This is a genomic window from Neptuniibacter sp. CAU 1671, assembly GCF_029222905.1.
Classification (GTDB): Bacteria; Pseudomonadota; Gammaproteobacteria; order Pseudomonadales; family Balneatricaceae; genus Neptuniibacter.
Genome location: NZ_JARHUE010000005.1, coordinates 193597 through 211317, shown reverse-complemented (window position 1 = coordinate 211317; position 17721 = coordinate 193597). Strand labels below are relative to the sequence as shown.

Genomic DNA, 17721 nt, shown 5'->3' with positions numbered 1-17721 from the left:
CGAGGAACAATTGCATGTCATTGCCCGATACCAATGCAGTAAAACAGTATCTGCTGGATCTACAGGACCGTATCTGCCAGTCGCTGGAAGCGGCAGATGGTCAGCAACAATTCACGGAAGATGCCTGGGAGCGGGAAGCGGGTGGCGGTGGTCGTACGCGGGTACTGGCTAACGGCGCGGTGATTGAGAAGGGCGGTGTGAACTTCTCCCATGTATTTGGCGACAACTTGCCAGGCTCTGCAACGGCGCACCGATCTGAATTGGCCGGTCGCAGTTTTCAGGCCATGGGTGTGTCGCTGGTGATCCATCCGCACAACCCGTATGTGCCCACGTCCCATGCCAATGTGCGCTTTTTTATTGCGGAAAAGCCGGGTGCCGATCCGGTCTGGTGGTTTGGTGGCGGTTTCGACCTGACCCCCTATTACGGTAATGACGAAGATTGTCGCCATTGGCATGAAACTGCCAAAGCGGCCTGTGACCCCTTTGGTGAAGAGATCTATCCGCACTTTAAACAGTGGTGTGATGACTATTTCTATCTGAAACATCGTCAGGAACCCCGCGGTATCGGCGGGCTGTTTTTTGATGATCTGAATGAACCTGATTTCGAGCATGCATTCGGTTTGATGCAGGCGATTGGTAACGCCTATACGGACGCCTACCTGCCGATTATCGAACGTAACAAAGACCGTCCCTACGGTGAGCGGGAGCGTGATTTCCAGCTACATCGCCGCGGCCGATATGTTGAGTTTAATCTGGTGTATGACCGTGGCACATTGTTTGGCCTGCAATCCGGTGGTCGGACTGAATCGATTCTGATGTCGTTGCCGCCGGAAGTACGCTGGGGTTATGACTGGAAACCGGAAGACGGCACACCTGAAGCTGAGTTGTATACCCGCTACCTGCAACCGCGTAACTGGCTGGAGGTTTAAGTGACAGACCGTTATGCCGTATTCGGTAACCCGATAAAACACTCTAAATCGCCGCAGATTCATGCAGCCTTTGCCCAACAAACGGCACAGGATCTGACCTATGAAGCGATCTGCGTGCCGGAGGATGGGTTTTCTGAGGCGGTATCCGGGTTTTTGACAGGTTCTGGTCTGGGCCTGAATATCACCATCCCGTTCAAGCAGGAAGCCTGGGCTATGGCGCAGCAGCGTTCTCCCCGGGCCGAGCTTGCGGGTGCGGTTAATACACTCTATCGCAACCAGGCCGGAGAGATCTGTGGTGAGAATACCGACGGTATTGGCATGGTGCGCGATATTATCCAGAATCATGGTGGCCAGATTGCTGGAAAACGCGTTTTGATTCTGGGAGCGGGCGGTGCCGTACGGGGTGTTTTGCAGCCAGTCCTGGCAGAGCAGCCCGCCTGTCTGGTGATTGCTAATCGAACCCCGGAAAAAGCGGTCCAGCTGGCCGATCTGATGGCTGATCAGGGGGCTGTCGAAGGCTGTGGCTTTGACGCGTTGACTGGCCGCCAGTTTGATCTGATTATCAATGGCACGGCTGCCAGTTTGCAGGGTGAGGTGCCGCCACTGCCTCAGGATGTGCTGGCGTCAGATGGCTGGTGTTATGACATGATGTACGGTGCTGAACCCACGGCTTTTTGCCAGTGGGCGGCCAGCCATGGCGCTGCAAAGATAATGGATGGTCTAGGCATGCTGGTTGAACAGGCCGCTGAATCCTTTCGTTTGTGGCGCGGAGTTCAGCCAGCAACCGGGCCCGTCATTGCGCAGTTAAGAAAAGCGCTAACTGTTTGATTTTTATACAGCGCTTAGGTCTTTCTTCCCCACTCTTCAGACTTGCATGGTCTTCCTGCTAAGCGTATAACTGGGTTTAAAGCGGTCAAAATGACCCTCCTCCAGTCCAGCAGGAGAATTGTGCCAGCATGGAAACCCGACTGACACCTGAACAGCTGTATCAACGCTGCGATCCTGAACTGCTTCCCTTCAAAACCACGGCTACGCTTGAACCCTTCTCCGGGTTTTTTGGTCAGGTCAGAGCCATCGAGGCGATGGAATTTGGCATTGGCATGCGCCGCCCCGGGTACAACCTGTTTGTAATGGGCAACCCCCATACCGGACGCTTCTCCTTTGCCATGGAAAACCTGAAGACGGCGGCGAAAAAAGAGAAAAAACCGGGGGACTGGGTGTATCTGAACAACATATCAGATACCCGCCACCCCATTGCCCTGCAGTTACCGCCGGGTAAGGCACAGCCGTTTAAGCGGGATGTTAAAAACATTCTTGAGGGTGTGCTGGCCGAGATGCCAGCGGCCTTTGAAAGCCCGACCTATCAGCGAAACAAAAGTAAAATCGAGCGTGAGCTGAATCGCTATTACGATCAGGCGATTGAAACGGTAGAGCGTGAAGGGCGTCAGTACAGTATTGCCGTCTACCGGGATGCCGGCAGTATCGGTTTCACGCCGGTGGCAGAAGGTCAGGCCATTGATGAAGCGGTATTTTCTCAATTACCGGAAGAAACCCGGGATGCCTTCAACAAGGCAATCGGCATGCTGGAAGAGAAACTCAACGAGGAATTGACCGGCCTGCCAAAATGGCGTCGAGAAGCCTCAGAAAAAATCAAAAATCTGGACCGTGATACTGCCCGTCAGGCCATCGCGCCGCTGTTCCAGCCAGCCAAAGAGAAATACAGCAACATTCCCGGTGTGAATGAATATCTCACCGCGATGGAAACCTCGCTGGTAAAAAACTGCAATGACATTGCCGGTGAAGACAAACTCGGTGAAGTTACAACCGACAGCGGGCGTCTGAGTCAGCTGGAGGATGTCTACGGTGTAAACCTGCTGGTGGATAACCAGAAAATCAAGGGTGCACCGGTCGTGTATGAGGCGCATCCGAGTTATGAAAACCTGTTTGGCCGGGTGGAATACACCTCTGAAATGGGTGCCCTGTCCACCAGTTACAAATTGATCCGTCCCGGCGCCCTGCATCAGGCCAATGGCGGTTATCTGGTGATGGAAGCGGAAAAACTGCTGGAGCAGCCGTTTGTTTATGGCGCGCTGAAGCGGGCACTCAAATCCCACGAGATCCGTATTGAAAGCCCTGCCAGCGAATACACCGGCCTCAGCACCATCACGCTGACACCGCAGGCGGTGCCACTGTCGGTGAAGCTGGTGCTGATTGGCGGACGTAATATCTACTACCTGTTGCAGGAGCTGGATCACGACTTTGAGAAGATGTTCCGCGTGGTGGTGGATTTTGATGAGGATGTAAAACGCACTCCACAGTCAATCCGTAACTATGCCCGGCTGATGAAAACCCTGGCGGAGGAGGAGGGTCTTGCTCCCCTGACCCGCCGCGCAGTGGCCCGTCTGGTGGAGCACAGCTCGCGTCAGGCGGAGGATCAGGAGCTGTTGTCGGCGCACATTGGTGAGCTGGTGGATCTGCTCTGTGAGGCCGATTACAAACGGATTCGTGAAGAAGACAGCCTGATCAATGCCGATCATGTCGAAATGGCACTGGATGCGAAAGAGCGCCGGACCTCCCGCATGTCGGAAAAAATTCAGGAGGGCATCCTCAACCAGACCGTGCTGATCGACACGGATGGTGAGGCCGTTGGCAAGGCCAACGGACTGACGGTACTGCAGGTGGGAGACGTGTCTTTTGGTACCCCGGCCCGCATTACCGCAACGGTGCATCCCGGTAACCGCGGTATCGTCGATATTGAGCGTGAGGTAACACTGGGGCAGCCAATCCACTCCAAAGGGGTGCTGATTCTGTCGGGTTTTCTGGGTCACCAGTACGCACAGGATTTTCCGCTCGCCGTGTCTGCCAGCATTGCACTGGAACAGTCCTATGGTTATGTGGATGGTGACAGCGCCTCACTGGCGGAAGTCTGCACCCTGCTCTCTGCCCTGACCCATATTCCGATCAGTCAGAGTTATGCCATCACCGGCTCCATCAACCAGTATGGCGAGGTGCAGGCAATCGGCGGTGTGAACGAAAAGATCGAAGGTTTCTTCAATCTCTGTAAAACCCGGGGTTTAACCGGTACGCAGGGGGTTGTGATTCCCCGGGCCAATGTGCGTAACCTGATGCTCAAAGCAGAGGTGATAGAAGCGGTAGAGCGTGGCGAATTTGCGGTTTATGCCGTGGCGCATGTGGATCAGTGTCTTGAGATTCTGATGGGCCGCAAAGCTGGCACCCGTAAACCGGATGGCAACTTTACCCAGCGGAGTGTGAATGCACAGGTGGTGAAACGGCTGCGGGAAATTGCTACTGCACGGGTGAAAACAGAGGCCGATTAACCGTCGTTTCCCTCAGACATTCGGAGAAAAAGTCCGCTTTTGTCTTGCGCCGAATCGGGCTCTGTTGGAAGATGCATGCAGCGTGATTTTTCATGCTACACCGTGACAGTCGGTCTTTTACTCTGGGGGGACTAAAAGGCTGGCTTGTCACCCCTATCACTCCCTGATTATTGAGCTGGTCTTCCACCCTGCAGCCAGACACTGACCGGCGCGATCCAGGCCGGTTCGCCATTTGCTCCAAACCATGAATCCACTACAAACTGATCTGAGCTGCCGGTCTCCTGAATTGTTGCTGTGTTATGCGGCATATGCAGGGTGAAAAATCCGCGATGGGCGCGTCCGCCTGGCCGATGAAATCTGAGTAAGCCTTCCTGCTCCAGCAGCATAAGATACACACTGGTATTGCTGGTTTCAGCCACGCAATCCAGCTGATTACTGCCACTGAACAATGCAAGTGCATTACCGGGGCCATCGCCTGCAGTATTCAGGCTCGGGGCCATCAGGCGCTCAAGCAGGCCGATGGCTGTGGCAATCTGCGCCCGTTCCTGTTCCGCTGATTGCGCTGCTGGCTCAAAAGTGGCGCGTAATTGCGTCAGCTGGTTTTGAGTGATCTGAACCGTCTGCTTCTGAGCGCAGTCAATATCGCTGCATAACACCAGTTGATCAGCCGCTGGCGCGGGTATTTCGTAATATCCAAGCCACTCGGAAGGCGTCTGCTGCACACTGATACAGCCGCTTAGCAGCAGACACAATGCCGGAATGACAGGGTTAAAGCGCGGCATAGTCTTCCTGCAGGTGTTTGTCTTTCAGACGCACATAGTTACCGGCGGTATAAGTGAAAAAGCTGATCTCTTTTTCGGTCAGTGCGCGTACCTGTTTTACGGGCCGCCCGACATAGAGGTAACCACTTTCCAGTACTTTGCCCGGCGGTACCAGAGACCCTGCACCGACAATCACTTCATCTTCCACCACCGCACCGTCCATGATCATGGCGCCCATGCCCACCAGTACCCGATTACCGATGGTACAGCCATGCAGCATCGCCTGATGTCCGACAGTAACGTCATCACCAATGATCAGGGGAAATCCATCCGGGTTGTAGGGGCCGGCATGGGTAATGTGCAGCACGGAGCCATCCTGCAGACTGGTGCGTGCCCCGACCCGAATCCGGTGCATATCGCCACGAATCACTGTCAGGGGCCAGACGGAAACGTCATCACCCAGTTCAACATCGCCCAGTACCACGGCACTGGGATCTACAAATACACGTTCCCCCAATTTTGGAGTCATGCCCTGATAGCTGCGGATTTTCATATAGCTTTCCCGAATTGAAAAATACTCTGCATCAGATTGTGAAACTCAATGATCTGATGATTGAAATTGGCGTTACTATACCCATTGTAGAGGGGAGGCGTGAATAAAACCTTCCACTGAAAACCGTATCCATCAGGAGTGACCCCGTATGAGCAACCCGCTGTTAGCCACCCAGGGACTGCCCCCGTTCAGCCAGATCCGCCCGGAGCAGATCGAACCGGCGATTGACCAGCTGTTGCAGGATAACCGGGATACGGTAGAGAAGATTCTGTCCGGTTTGACAGACCCCGACTGGGATACGCTGGTGGCACCGCTGGAAGAGATGAATGACCGGTTGGCAAAAGCCTGGTCGCCTGTGTCGCACATGAACAGCGTTGTGAACAGTGATGCGTTGCGTGAGGCCTACAATGCCTGCCTGCCGAAACTATCTCAGTACTGGACCGATATGGGCCAGAATCAGGAGATGTTCCAGGCGTTCCAGACACTGGCTGAGAGTGAAGGTTTTCAAAAGCTGGATGAAGCCCAGCAGAAAGTGGTGACAAATACCCTGCGTGATTTCCGTCTGTCCGGTATTGCCCTGCAGGGTGAAGATAAACAGCGTTATGCCGAGCTGCAGCAACGCCTCTCCGAACTGACCACACGCTTTTCTGAAAATGTGATGGATGCCTCGGATGCCTGGCAGAAAGAGATCAGTGATGAGTCTGAACTGGCCGGCCTGCCGCCCATGGCCCTGGCAGCGGCCAAGCAGCTGGCGCAGATGAAAGAGAAAACCGGCTGGCTGGTGACGCTGGATTTCCCCTCCTACATTGCCACCATCACCTATGCGGACAACCGTGAGCTGCGTAAAGAGATCTATACCGCCTTTGCTACCCGGGCGTCTGACCAGGGGCCAAATGCCGGTAAATGGGATAACAGCCCGGTGATGGAAGAGATCCTGACGCTGCGTCAGGAGCTGGCCAGACTGCTCGGGTTTGATAACTACGCCGAGTATTCCCTGGCGACCAAGATGGCAGAAACCCCACAGCAGGTGATCGACTTCCTGCAGGATCTGGCGGAAAAAAGCCTGCCGGTGGCCCGTGCGGACTATCAGCAGTTGTGTGATTTCGCCCGGGATGAATACGGTGTGGAGCAACTGGAAGCCTGGGATCTGGCCTATTACAGCGAAAAACTGAAACAGGCCCGGTATGCCATCTCTGAAGAGCAGATTCGCCCCTATTTCCCGCTGCCAACGGTGTTGAACGGGTTGTTTACGGTAACAGGCAAACTGTTTGGCATAGAGATTAAAGAGATTACTGAGTTTGACCGCTGGCACAAAGATGCCCGCCTGTTTGAAGTGAGCCGACAGGGCACGGTGATTGCGCGTTTCTTCCTGGATCTCTATGCCCGGGAGAAAAAACGCGGTGGCGCCTGGATGGATGATTGCCGGGTGCGCCGTCGTCTGGATGATGGTTCCCTGCAGCTGCCGGTGGCCTATCTGGTGTGTAACTTCAACTCGCCAGTGGGGGATACGCCAGCGCTGCTGACGCACAATGAAGTGACCACAATGTTCCATGAGTTTGGCCACGGTCTGCATCATATGCTGACCCAGATCGAATATGCTGATGTCAGCGGTATCAACGGTGTGGCCTGGGATGCGGTGGAGCTGCCCAGTCAGTTTTTGGAAAACTGGTGTTATGACCCGGAAGCGCTGGGTCTGATCTCCGGCCATTATGAAACCGGTGAACCACTGCCGCAGGATCTGCTGGACAAACTGCTTGCGGCGCGTAACTTCCAGTCCGGCATGATGATGGTGCGCCAGATAGAATTTTCGCTGTTTGATTTCCTGCTGCATCAGCAGTTTGAAGCGGGCAAGACCGATATCCAGCAGTTGCTGAACGATGTCCGGGCGCAAGTCGCAGTGATCAAACCGCCGGTCTTTAACCGTTTTCAGCACAGTTTCAGCCATATCTTTGCCGGGGGTTATGCGGCGGGTTATTACAGCTACAAATGGGCCGAGGTGCTCTCGTCGGATGCGTTTTCACGCTTTGAAGAAGAGGGGATATTCAGTCCCGAGGCGGGACAGGATTTCCGCACGCATATACTTGAGATGGGTGGTTCCCGCGAACCGATGGATCTGTTTATTGCGTTCCGGGGCCGTGAACCTGATGTCAGCGCCCTGTTGCGTCACTGCGGCATTGCTGAGGAGAACACATGAATCCGGTAAAACGTTTTATCGCCGGTGCCGTCTGTCCCCGCTGTGGCGAGATGGACTGCCTGCGCAGCTGGCGGGATGAGGAACAGTTGTACCGGGAGTGTGTGCGCTGTGATTTCAGTGATGCCCAGCGAGCAGATGGTGAACCGTCCCCTCAGGAACTGGAAACCCGGGTCAACAAGGTGGAGGAAAAACCGGCAGATCCGGATGCTCAACCTCTATTGTTTCACCCGAACCCCGGCGGCTCCCGTCAGGATCACTAAACAGTAGAGCCGGGTGTAACACACCCGGCTGTTTCAGACCCGCAACGGCACAAGACTACGCAGTTTCAGCCGGTCCCCCCAGTGGTAACAGACCAAGGCCAGACCGATCAGACCCGCGCCCAGAAGGAGTTTTCCTGTCAGTACCTCTGCATTCAGCAGATGTCCCAGCAGCAGCGCAAATACCGGACAGATCAGGGTAATCAGCGCCACACTGGCGGCCCGCAGGCGCTGCAGGATGTAGAAATAACAGAAGAACCCTACCACTGAACCCATTACTGCCAGATAGATCACCGCCCAGACGCCGCGATCCTGCCACTGCCACTGCAGTGGTTCAGCCCCCTGCAGCCACCAGGTCAGGGCGTAGCAGGGCAGCGCCACCAACAACGCCCCGGCAGTCTGGTTGATCGGATGGGTTTCGCTGTTGACGCGCTTCAGCAGAACGCCGCACAGGCTGTAGAGCAATACGCCCAGCAGCAGGATAAATACCCCCGGTAAGGTCGAAGCATCGATCACCAGATCTTCGCTGAAGATCACCGCCAGACCCCCGCCTCCGATCAGTAGCCCGAGCAATGCGGTCGGGCGAATCGCATCACCCAGCAGTGGACGGGCCAGCAGCGCTGACAGCAACGGTGTCAGACCCCAGAGCAGTGAAATCAACCCGGATGGCAGGTAACCGGCAGCAAGGTAGGTGCAGTACATCGGGGCATAGATCATCACGCCTCCTATGCTGTAACCGGCCCAGGCACGTCGGCGCCAGACCATCGGAATGCCCACCGCCCAGGCCACCGTGACCACCATTGGCAGCGCCAGGGCGATACGGGTCAGGGCCGCCAGTTCAGGGCCGAGACTTTCGCTGCTCCAGCTGATGCCGAGGGGCGTGGTTGACCAGATTGCAATAACCGCAAGGTAGGCGGCGGGCACAGACATGATAATTCCTCCATGGATAAGGGCAGTCCCGCAGCCAGAAACGAAAAAGGCCGCAGGGTTGCTGCGGCCTTGGTGTAGTGTCAGGTTGAAAACTTATACACACCCTCGCCGCAGAATGAATGCGCGCAGACGCGCCCAGCGCACCACTCGGTGGCTGATCGGCATGGCGATAATGTTCTGGGACAAGTTCAGTGTTTGCATCATGCAGCCATTGTCAGTTCAGCGATGACTCAGTGTCAAGGTTCAATGTTGTGCTGTGTGGTTAATGATTTCGACAATCTCACGAAAGCTGGTGGCCCGCTGGCTGATATCCACCGGAACCTTGAGTTTTCGTGCGATGTCACTGGCAGAGATAATGCCGCAGATGGCATCCGCTTCAGTATCAATGACCAGCATGTACTGGCTACCCCCCTGTTTCAGGGTTTTGAGCAGATCGCCTATGCTGCTGTGGGACAGCGTCTGCAGGCTGACTCCACTGAGTTTGTGTTTAGGGATCATCAGATCACGGATTGTCAGGTCTGATCGCTTCAGTCCCTGACTGGTGGCGATGCTCAGCACCTGACGACTGACCAGATCGGCAACGGTCAGCAGACCCTTGAAGACCCCGCTGTCATTGATGACCAGCCCACTGCGCACATGCATTTTGCGCAATAAGGCCATGGCTTCATCCAGACCCATTTCCTGAGATAACTGCACCGGTTCGGTCAGCCGGAAATCAGTCATCACCCGCAACGCCGGTGTGTCCGGGGTAAAACTGTCATTGATTTCGGGGTTCGAGATTCGCTCAAGGCTGTCCAGCGACAGGGTTTTCAGTGTGTGATACAGATTCATAACGTGCTCCTCACCTGATCAGTCAGGTGTTGCCTAGATAATTGAGTGTGAACGGTGGTGGTTCAGACCCGTGGCGGGGCACGTGGATTGGCAGGTTGTGGCAGCGCTATCAGGCTGGGGGCAAGGTAAGGCTGCTGAATTTTTCTTGCTGGAACGGAATCCAGATTCAGCGTTGATAGCTGCGGCAGATCGTCAAGATCATCGACGCTGGTTGAAACGGGTAAGCCGGGGTCAGGCAGGGTATTCAGACTGATCCACTGCGGGCCTTCGTAAGAGAAAGAGGGTGTCAGATAGACGCCACACAGCAGCAGAATCAAAAGACACTGCAACAGGGTCTGACGAAGCGTTATGGTGGATAAGAACTGGCTCAACGGCTTTGCCTTTGGCAAATGGCTCTATCTGCAGACTAACCTGAACAGGCGGAAAGTCAATCTATAAGCGGCCGGCTTAACGTGGGGTTATCCGGTAAATTACGCCGGCCATGTCATCTGAGATCAGCAGGTGGCCGTTTGGTTCAACTTCTATATCGTTTGGACGTCCCCAGGCGGTTTCACCCTGTAACCAGCCTGAGATCAACACCCGGTGGTTTCGAATCCTGCTGCCCTCGGTTTGTACCTGCACCACTTGATAACCGATTTTTTGGCTACGATTCCAGGAGCCATGCTCTGCGATCAATAAGCTATTTGAATTCAGACCGGGCAGAGGTGTGCGGGCATCAGCAGCCGGGGTATAAAAACTGAGACCCAGCGGCGCTTTGTGGGGGCCCAGCAGGTAAGCAGGGGTCTGGTAGGAACCGCTGGCTTTTGCGCCAAATTCGGGGTCGGGCAGGTTGTCAGCATGGACATAAGGGAAGCCGAAGTGCTGACCGGGTTGGGTGACCACATTGAGTTCGCAGGAGGGCAGATCATCGCCAAGCCAGTCGCGGCCGTTGTCGGTAAACCAGAGCTGCTCTGTTTCTGGATGCCAGGCCAGCCCAACGCTGTTCCTCACCCCGTGGGCGAGAATGCTGAGGGTTTTATCCTGTCCCAGTCTGACCAGAGAGGCAAACCGGGGATCGTCTGACAGGCAGATATTACAGGGAGCGCCGATGCCAAAATAGAGCGCCTGGTCTGGTCCCACGGTCAGGTATTTCCAGCCGTGGGCTGATTTATCCGGTAATTGATCGAAATACAACTCGGGTGCCACGGTTTGGCCGTGATAGGGCAGCAGGTTGGGATAGCGCCAGATCCGTTGCACCTCTGCGACATAGAGGTCATTCCCGCGGATGGCGATGCCTGAAGGCAGGTTCAGACCGCGGGCCAGCTCTGTGCGCTGCTCAAAGACACCGTCCTGATTCAGATCTTGCAGCACGAACACCCGGCCATCACGTCGGGTACCTACAAACAGGGTGCCGTCGGCAGCCAGCGCCATCTGGCGTGCGTTGGGGACCTCTGCGGCGACGCTGACCTGCATCCCTTCTGGAAGTTGTAGCAGGTGCAGGGGAAGCGTTCCGGCTGTCAGCGAGCTGCTGCCGCTAAATAGCAAAGGCAGCACAAACAGCAGGCTATTGAGTTTCATGCATTCAGCTCCGGGTTTGACTGATTCTCCAGTAACCATAGCCGCCGCTGAGGGCTCGGGCCAATCACCGGCTGAAGAAAGCAAACCATAAATCCGGATCGTCCGGCACCGTTCAGACTCAGATAATTTTCAACCTGGATTTTGTAATCTGAGTAAAACCGTCCTGCCAGTGAGTGATCAGTAACAGAAAACTTCGCACCATCGCATTGATGGAAGACACCGTCATGCACACTGGGTATATCGCAAACGTTTAAGGGCTTTCAGCGTTTATAGAAGGTGTTTATCAGTGCTCCTGAAATGATGAACAAACCGCCGATAGCCGTCCATAAAGTAGGGACTTCAGCAAAGAGCGCCCAACCCAGAATCGCGGAGAAAACGACCTGCACATAAGCATAGGCAGCAGCTTTGCCTGCTTTTTCCACGGCCATCGCTTTCGTTAGCCCGATCTGGCCAATTTGAGTAAAGATGCCAACCAAGATGAGCAAGGCCAGCGCCTCTAGGTTGGGTATTACAAAGTTGTCGTGTAAGAGTACGACGGAAAGGGGGAAAGCAATCAGGGGGAAGTAAAAAATGATAACACTGGAATCCTCGGTTCGACTCAAGTGACGCACAATCACATAGGCCACCGCACTTCCCAGTGCGCCAAGTAACGCCGCTGCGATGCTGAGAGCAGAAGCGTCGATGATTATTCCGTCGCGAAGGTTGGGCTGCATCATTGCGATCACCCCTGCGATACTCATGCCTATACAGAGCAGAGTCGCAAATTGGATGCGCTCCTTCAGGAACCACAAAGCAATCAATGCGGTAAACGCAGGATAGGTGTATTGCAGCACTGTTGCTTCAGCCAACGGCAGCGTGGAGACGGCGTAAAACACGCACATCAGGGCAAGCGCCCCGACCGTACCGCGAGCAATTAGCAGGGGCTTATTGTTGCCCCAGACAGACAACCGTTTACGTTTTATGTCCAGGTAGCTCAGAGCAAGCGAGACAATGGCCCGGAACGCTACGATTTCCAACACGGGGATGCCACGCGTTGCTGCGCTTTTAACGCAGGCAGCCATCAGCGCAAAACCAAGCGCTGACAGTAGCATATAGCGAACACCTGTTGTGAGACCCACTGGCTAAGCTTCTCTGGTCGTTTCCGTTTTGTGTTGGCGAATGCTAAATGAACGGCAGATGCTTTGTCATCCGTCTGCACGCTGTGCCAAAACAACACTGAGAAACAGGTTGGAGTCTATTGGCCAGCTACTGAGCATCCCCGCCGCAGGGCAGAGGAAAGTATGGGCAAGCTGCCTGTGACTTTCGCTCCAAAGCGGTCAGATATAACCCTAATCCCGGTTCAGTACCTCTAAATCAGGAAAAAACCGGCTCACCGCATTGGTCCTTTTACGGTAGATCACGTGTTTGGGAGGGTATTTGATAGGCGTTAATTTTGATTTTGGTAGATTTGGCTCTCTTATTTTGCGAACCGGTTGTGGCCCTTTGGGTCGGCGGACTTATCATTCGAGAATGCCAGGATGTACCAACGTGTTGAGACCCGCATCAACGAGAGCCTGTGTCAGAAGGGAGCGTATGGCACTGGCCTGCTCCAGTTTCAATACCTGCCGTAGCAGGGCTCTGGCTTGTTGTCGGCTGAAGGAATGGATCGTCCATTTAATTCGCGGTAGGTCTCCGGCGCTCAGGCTTAGACTGCTGACACCCATCCCTATCAGTAGTAATGCGACGGCAGGATCGCCAGCCGCTTCACCACAGACACTGACCGGTGTGCCGCTTCGTTTGCCAGCCCGGATTATTCGAAGTAATGCCTGAATCACCGCGGGATGCAGGGCATCGAACCAGCGCGCGACACGCTCATTGTTGCGGTCGACCGCGAGCAGGTACTGAATCAGATCGTTGGTACCGACAGAGAGGAAGTCTACCCGCCGAGCCAGTGCTTCGACCTGATAGACGGCAGATGGCACCTCGATCATGGCGCCCAGACGTGGCCGCGGAATAATCAGCCCCTCCTGCTCCAGCTGCTGATGAGCCCGTTGTATCAATATCAGAGCTTCGTCCAGGTCTTCGACCCGGCTGATCATCGGCAACAACAGACTCAGGTTGTTCAGCCCGCTGCTCGCCCTCAGCATGGCCCGGATCTGGGTCAGAAACATCTCGGGATGATCGAGCGAAATGCGGATGCCGCGCCACCCTAGGAACGGATTTGTTTCCTGTACCGGGAAGTAGGACAGTGGTTTGTCTCCGCCAATATCCAGCGTTCGCAGTGTCACGGGGCGAGGATGAAAGGTTTTGAGTACCTTGCGGTAAAGGGTGTACTGCTCCTCTTCGGTCGGAAAGCAGTCGCGCACCATGAAGGGGTATTCTGTACGGTACAGGCCGATACCTTCGGAGCCTGCGGCGAGCGATGGATTGAGGTCGGACAGCAAACCTGCGTTGGTATACAGCGGTACTCTGAAACCATCGAGGGTTTGCGCGGTTTGATCGCGCAGATGACAGAGCTTCTTTGTCAGTCTGCGTTCGCGCGCAGCAAGGCTTCGGTATTGCCGTTTCAGGCTGGCATCGGGTTCGATGTAGAGTTGTGCCTTGTAGCCGTCGACAATCAGCGACTTACCGTGAAGACTGTTGAGAGGTAGAGTGCCGGCAAGGCCCATTACCGCAGGGATACCCATGGAGCGTGCCAGAATTGCCAGGTGAGACAGCCTTGAACCGTGCCCCGAGACCACCGCCACCAAACGCGCGCCCTTAACGGCGGCTAGATCCAGAGGGCTAAGGTCTTCGCCGACGAGTATGGTGCGTGAGGGATAGTGCTCTTCAACTGGTTCCAACGTCTGGAACTCGTTTAGCAAGGCCCGACCGATATTACGAATGTCATCGGCCCTTTCCCTGAGGTAGGGGTCCTCCATTGCTTCGAAATAGCGGGCATGCTTCTGGATGCTATCGCGCAGAGCCCCGGGAGCCCAGTTGCCGCTACGGATACCGGTCAGCGTGCTTGTGACCAGTTCATCGCTGCGGGCAATCATGGCGTAGGCGCGAAACAGTGTACGATCTTCCGCCGTTAACCTCCCTCCCTGTTCATCGGCTATCCGGTCCAGTTCACCGGCCACCCGACTGACAGCAGCCTGAAAGAGCGCGATCTCGGATTCGATATCGGCTACCTCACGATTTGGAATCTGAGCCAGCTCCGACCTGACGTAGATAACATGTCCGATACCTGTGGCGATACCCGGTGCGCCAATGACACCTTCAAACAAAGGGGGCGTCTGCAGGTCTCCGGAAACGCTGGCATTGATGCTGCCTCGGGCTTTGGCCAGTTGGATGCCGCCTGCGATTTGCGCTGCCAATGTAGCCAGCGATGCCTGCTCTGATTCGCTGAACTGGCTTTTTGCCCTTTGTTGCACAATGAGTACGCCCAGCAGCGCCCCCTTATGCATGATGGGAACACCGAGATACACGTGACCAGCGGCATCCTTATGTGTCGGCAATGCTTTGCTATCAAAGAGGTGCACGGGTTCTAAACGCTCAGCCACGAGGTTAGCCAGCGAGTTGGCGAATGCCGGCGGTGCGGCATTATCTGCCAGGCCCTCCCGAGCCATCAGATGCTGCACACCCAACTGTGCGGGATCTGACAGATAGAGTAAGCAGATGTCTACGCGGAATAGATCACGCACGCTCCTGACGATACTTAGCAGGGCATGGTCTAGGTCTGGGGCATCCCCGAGGTTTTGGATTATTTCATCCAATCGGGTTTTTAGGAGCACTGACGGACGCGCTGCCGATTCTTGAATCATATTTCCCTCCAAGGGAGCTAATTCGACATCCGGTCGAACAGCCTTGAGTGATCCAGCGGCTCAGGCGATGCCGCTCTCGGAGGCAAAGTTCCCCTTGTTGGGAATGAGTGGGAAAGCCGTAAAATCCAGAGGCGAAGTGCTAGTGCTTCTGTTGTTGGGGTACATCTTTCAGTTTAGACCAGCGCACTGGGCTTGTAATGCGGTGGGAGAGATCTGGAGTATTGGACAGATGCACTGTGTCGACCATTGTGGCATGTCTTAGCTGCACTCTGTAAGGGGTGCAGCTCAATGATGGGAAGCGTAAACAGCAATTGCGATACCTGCAATCTCGAAGGCGACGAAGCAAGCAGAATGTCACTTGGCACTGTCAACCTGGCTTGCGTCAAGGGTTCAGCTGGCCATGAACAGTGTCATCGTAAAACCAATCTCGGCTCTCTGTCATGTACAGAGGAAAGCACAAAATAGGCAATGAAAGAGTCATCTGATCGCGTGCCTGAGAACGGATCTGCGCGTGTTATGTGCTATATTGAAGCGGTATTCACGGGGGCCTTTCACTTGTTTTGCCTCAAAAGCAAACAGAGGCTCCGATCCATGCCGTTTTCAGGCTCTCATCCGCGCTACGTGGGTGGTAACTGCCTGTTTGTGAGTTGATTGTTTTACCCTGGGGGACGAACAATCAGACGATCTCCCGTGTCCTGTCCAGTCCCCTGACGGCTCGGCTACATCTATTCCTTACATGTTGGCTCCGGCTTTGCTTCGCAGAGTGCAGTTGCTGTTCGAATGTGTGTATGACCAGAGGTGCCGATTCTCCAAGGAGTAACCAAATGTGGTTACGTGCAAGTTGTGATTTAACGTTCGATATCACAGTGCCGACCCCGTTTATTCTTATGCTACGGCCTCGCAGCGGCGCCAATCAATGGGTTGCGCGTGAGGAATACAACATCGAACCGGTCGTACCGGTTTTCGAATTCACCGATGGTTACGGCAATCTGTGTCAACGACTGGTTGCGCCCCCTGGAAGGTTTTCGGTCCACACGGTTGCTGACATGATGGTCGCAGATGGTATCGACAGGGCACCTGGCGCGCCTTTTGTGAATGTGGAATGTCTGCCGGATGGTGTGCTTTGCTATCTGCTGCCAAGTCGTTACTGTGAGTCTGATCATTTCAACGAAATGGCCACCGAAATCACCTCGGGACAGCTAATGGGATATGATCAGGTTGCGGCGATCGAGGCCTGGTTACGTAGCACCTTCAGTTACGTTCCAGGCAGCACCAGTGCCACGTTGTCCGCTGTTGAGGTCAATGCGCGACAAGTTGGTATCTGTCGTGATCTGGCGCATCTCGGCATCGCTCTGTGCCGTAGCCTCAGTATTCCGGCGCGCATGGTGGTAGGTTATTTACATCATCTGGAACCCATGGATCTGCACGCCTGGTTCGAGGCCTACGTAGGCGGACGATGGTATACCTTTGATGCCACGCAGTCAGAGTTAAGAGGCGGTTATGTGGCGCTTGGTTACGGGCGTGATGCCGCTGATGTCGCGGTCTTCAATCAATTCGGCCCAGCTGCTTTCGCCACGGCACAGACAGTGCAGGTTCAACTGCTCCACGACTGATTTTGATCAGGAAGCTGGAAACCTTTAATCATGAAGCCAGCGAGGATCGCGAGCTTGCTATTTAATATCCAACATCGTACCCACTACAGCTATTCGCACCCCGTACGGCTGAGTCCACAGCAATTGCGCTTTTACCCGCGTTGTGACGGTTCACAGCGTGTTGTCGCTTATCAGCTTAATATCAATCCTGCACCTCAAGGACAGAATGAATACCTTGATCTGGAGGGTAATCACGTTACCCAGATATGGTTTGACGGTGAAACCCAATATTTCGAAATCGAGGTCAAGATGCAGGTTCAAACACTGCGCAAAAGCGCTTCCGATTTCATGTTGGCACCCACTGCTATGCACTTACCCATACGTCATGATCAGGATTCGATCTGCGTGGCGGCTTATCTGGAACGGAGTTGGGCGGACGATGCGGTGACTGCATTCGCGGCGCAGCTCAGCATGAGTGTCGATCGCGATACATTGCGGTTTCTGGATCGTCTCAATCGTTACCTGCATGAGGAATTTATCCAGATTCATCGTCATTCAGGCGCGCCGCAGGCACCAGCTTTTACCCTGCAAACCCGGCATGGGGCTTGTCGCGACCTGGCTGTTTTGTTTGTCGATTGCTGCCGGGCTGAGGGCTTAGCGGCGCGCTTTGCCAGCGGCTACCAGAAAGGGGACCTGCAAAGCGACCGCCGGGACCTGCATGCCTGGCCAGAGGTGTATTTACCCGGTGCGGGTTGGCGCGGGTGGGATCCTACTCACGGCTTTATGCTTGCCGATACGCATGTGGTCATCGCTGCGGCGGCAAATGCAGAGGATACCCTGCCTGTCAGCGGTGCTTTTGAAGGCAGCAATGCGAGCAGTGTGCTCAATTTCGATGTGCAGATTCAGGTCGAGGACTGATAGGCGGTTGCGATCTCAACATCTTTACTACAGTCTGGAGCCTATCCGTTTGCTGCGCACTTCGTTTGGTCGCTGA

15 protein-coding genes are annotated in these 17721 nt (G+C 54.9%); 7 read left to right on the top strand and 8 right to left on the bottom strand.

Annotated features, from left to right (window positions below):
- Nucleotides 1-14: 14 nt before the first annotated feature.
- The 3 genes from hemF (at nt 15) to P2G53_RS10610 (ending at nt 4267) form a co-directional block, all read left to right on the top strand.
- Nucleotides 15-929, top strand: coding sequence for an oxygen-dependent coproporphyrinogen oxidase (gene hemF, locus P2G53_RS10620; protein ID WP_275817006.1), 915 nt, complete (start codon nt 15-17; stop codon nt 927-929).
- Nucleotides 930-1757, top strand: coding sequence for a shikimate dehydrogenase (aroE, locus tag P2G53_RS10615; protein ID WP_275817004.1), 828 nt, complete (start codon nt 930-932; stop codon nt 1755-1757).
- Nucleotides 1758-1885: 128 nt separating this feature from the next.
- Nucleotides 1886-4267 carry an AAA family ATPase gene (locus tag P2G53_RS10610; RefSeq protein WP_275817002.1) on the top strand — a complete coding sequence of 794 codons (2382 nt, stop codon included), beginning with the start codon at nt 1886-1888 and terminating at the stop codon, nt 4265-4267.
- A 167-nt stretch (nt 4268-4434) separates the two neighbouring features.
- Here the strand turns inward: P2G53_RS10610 and P2G53_RS10605 are convergent, their stop codons facing one another.
- Both P2G53_RS10605 and P2G53_RS10600 read right to left on the bottom strand, forming a co-directional pair.
- On the bottom strand, nt 4435-5049 hold the full coding sequence (locus P2G53_RS10605; RefSeq protein ID WP_275817000.1) for a hypothetical protein: 615 nt from the start codon (nt 5047-5049) through the stop codon (nt 4435-4437).
- A complete protein-coding gene (locus P2G53_RS10600; RefSeq protein WP_275816998.1) occupies nt 5036-5581 on the bottom strand; it encodes a gamma carbonic anhydrase family protein in 546 nt (181 codons plus the stop codon). Before P2G53_RS10600 ends, P2G53_RS10605 begins: the two co-directional genes overlap by 14 nt.
- A 148-nt stretch (nt 5582-5729) precedes the next feature.
- Here P2G53_RS10600 and prlC point away from each other — a divergent pair, with 148 nt between their 5' ends.
- Together prlC and P2G53_RS10590 are read left to right on the top strand one after the other, a co-directional pair.
- Nucleotides 5730-7775, top strand: a complete 2046-nt coding sequence (gene prlC / locus P2G53_RS10595) for an oligopeptidase A (RefSeq protein WP_275816996.1) — start codon at nt 5730-5732, stop codon at nt 7773-7775.
- Entirely contained in the window at nt 7772-8035 is a 264-nt protein-coding gene (locus P2G53_RS10590) for a YheV family putative zinc ribbon protein (RefSeq protein WP_275816994.1), read from the top strand. Before prlC ends, P2G53_RS10590 begins: the two co-directional genes overlap by 4 nt.
- Before the next feature lie 33 nt (nt 8036-8068).
- Here P2G53_RS10590 and P2G53_RS10585 read toward each other — a convergent pair whose 3' ends face one another.
- The 6 genes from P2G53_RS10585 to ptsP all read right to left on the bottom strand — a co-directional run bounded on the left by P2G53_RS10585 (nt 8069) and on the right by ptsP (nt 15135).
- On the bottom strand, nt 8069-8962 hold the full coding sequence (locus P2G53_RS10585; RefSeq protein ID WP_275816992.1) for a DMT family transporter: 894 nt from the start codon (nt 8960-8962) through the stop codon (nt 8069-8071).
- Nucleotides 8963-9205: 243 nt separating this feature from the next.
- Nucleotides 9206-9793 carry a CBS domain-containing protein gene (locus tag P2G53_RS10580; protein WP_275816990.1) on the bottom strand — a complete coding sequence of 196 codons (588 nt, stop codon included), beginning with the start codon at nt 9791-9793 and terminating at the stop codon, nt 9206-9208.
- Nucleotides 9794-9855: 62 nt separating this feature from the next.
- The gene (locus tag P2G53_RS10575) at nt 9856-10164 is read right to left on the bottom strand and encodes a hypothetical protein (RefSeq protein ID WP_275816988.1); all 309 of its coding nucleotides are present in this window, start codon (nt 10162-10164) and stop codon (nt 9856-9858) included.
- Nucleotides 10165-10240: 76 nt separating this feature from the next.
- Nucleotides 10241-11350, bottom strand: coding sequence for a PQQ-dependent sugar dehydrogenase (locus P2G53_RS10570; protein ID WP_275816986.1), 1110 nt, complete (start codon nt 11348-11350; stop codon nt 10241-10243).
- A 260-nt stretch (nt 11351-11610) separates the two neighbouring features.
- Nucleotides 11611-12468: a DMT family transporter gene (locus P2G53_RS10565; protein WP_275816984.1), complete on the bottom strand. Its 858-nt coding sequence runs from the start codon at nt 12466-12468 to the stop codon at nt 11611-11613.
- A 381-nt stretch (nt 12469-12849) separates the two neighbouring features.
- Nucleotides 12850-15135: a phosphoenolpyruvate--protein phosphotransferase gene (ptsP, locus tag P2G53_RS10560; protein ID WP_275816982.1), complete on the bottom strand. Its 2286-nt coding sequence runs from the start codon at nt 15133-15135 to the stop codon at nt 12850-12852.
- Nucleotides 15136-15959: 824 nt separating this feature from the next.
- Between ptsP and P2G53_RS10555 the strand changes: the two genes are divergently transcribed.
- Nucleotides 15960-16748 (top strand): transglutaminase family protein, encoded by a 789-nt coding sequence (locus tag P2G53_RS10555; protein ID WP_275816980.1) that lies wholly within the window; start codon nt 15960-15962, stop codon nt 16746-16748.
- Between the two features lie 54 nt (nt 16749-16802).
- Complete coding sequence (locus P2G53_RS10550) at nt 16803-17645, top strand: transglutaminase family protein (protein ID WP_275816978.1); 843 nt, start codon at nt 16803-16805, stop codon at nt 17643-17645.
- Nucleotides 17646-17721: the final 76 nt, after the last annotated feature.

Coding starts and splice junctions, on each gene's coding strand:
- P2G53_RS10590 (WP_275816994.1), top strand. CDS start 7,772: ATGAATCCGGTAAAACGTTTTATCGCCGGTGCCGTCTGTCCCCGCTGT.
- prlC (WP_275816996.1), top strand. CDS start 5,730: ATGAGCAACCCGCTGTTAGCCACCCAGGGACTGCCCCCGTTCAGCCAG.
- hemF (WP_275817006.1), top strand. CDS start 15: ATGTCATTGCCCGATACCAATGCAGTAAAACAGTATCTGCTGGATCTA.
- P2G53_RS10580 (WP_275816990.1), bottom strand. CDS start 9,793: ATGAATCTGTATCACACACTGAAAACCCTGTCGCTGGACAGCCTTGAG.
- P2G53_RS10570 (WP_275816986.1), bottom strand. CDS start 11,350: ATGAAACTCAATAGCCTGCTGTTTGTGCTGCCTTTGCTATTTAGCGGC.
- P2G53_RS10585 (WP_275816992.1), bottom strand. CDS start 8,962: ATGTCTGTGCCCGCCGCCTACCTTGCGGTTATTGCAATCTGGTCAACC.
- ptsP (WP_275816982.1), bottom strand. CDS start 15,135: ATGATTCAAGAATCGGCAGCGCGTCCGTCAGTGCTCCTAAAAACCCGA.
- P2G53_RS10555 (WP_275816980.1), top strand. CDS start 15,960: ATGTGGTTACGTGCAAGTTGTGATTTAACGTTCGATATCACAGTGCCG.
- P2G53_RS10600 (WP_275816998.1), bottom strand. CDS start 5,581: ATGAAAATCCGCAGCTATCAGGGCATGACTCCAAAATTGGGGGAACGT.
- P2G53_RS10610 (WP_275817002.1), top strand. CDS start 1,886: ATGGAAACCCGACTGACACCTGAACAGCTGTATCAACGCTGCGATCCT.
- P2G53_RS10605 (WP_275817000.1), bottom strand. CDS start 5,049: ATGCCGCGCTTTAACCCTGTCATTCCGGCATTGTGTCTGCTGCTAAGC.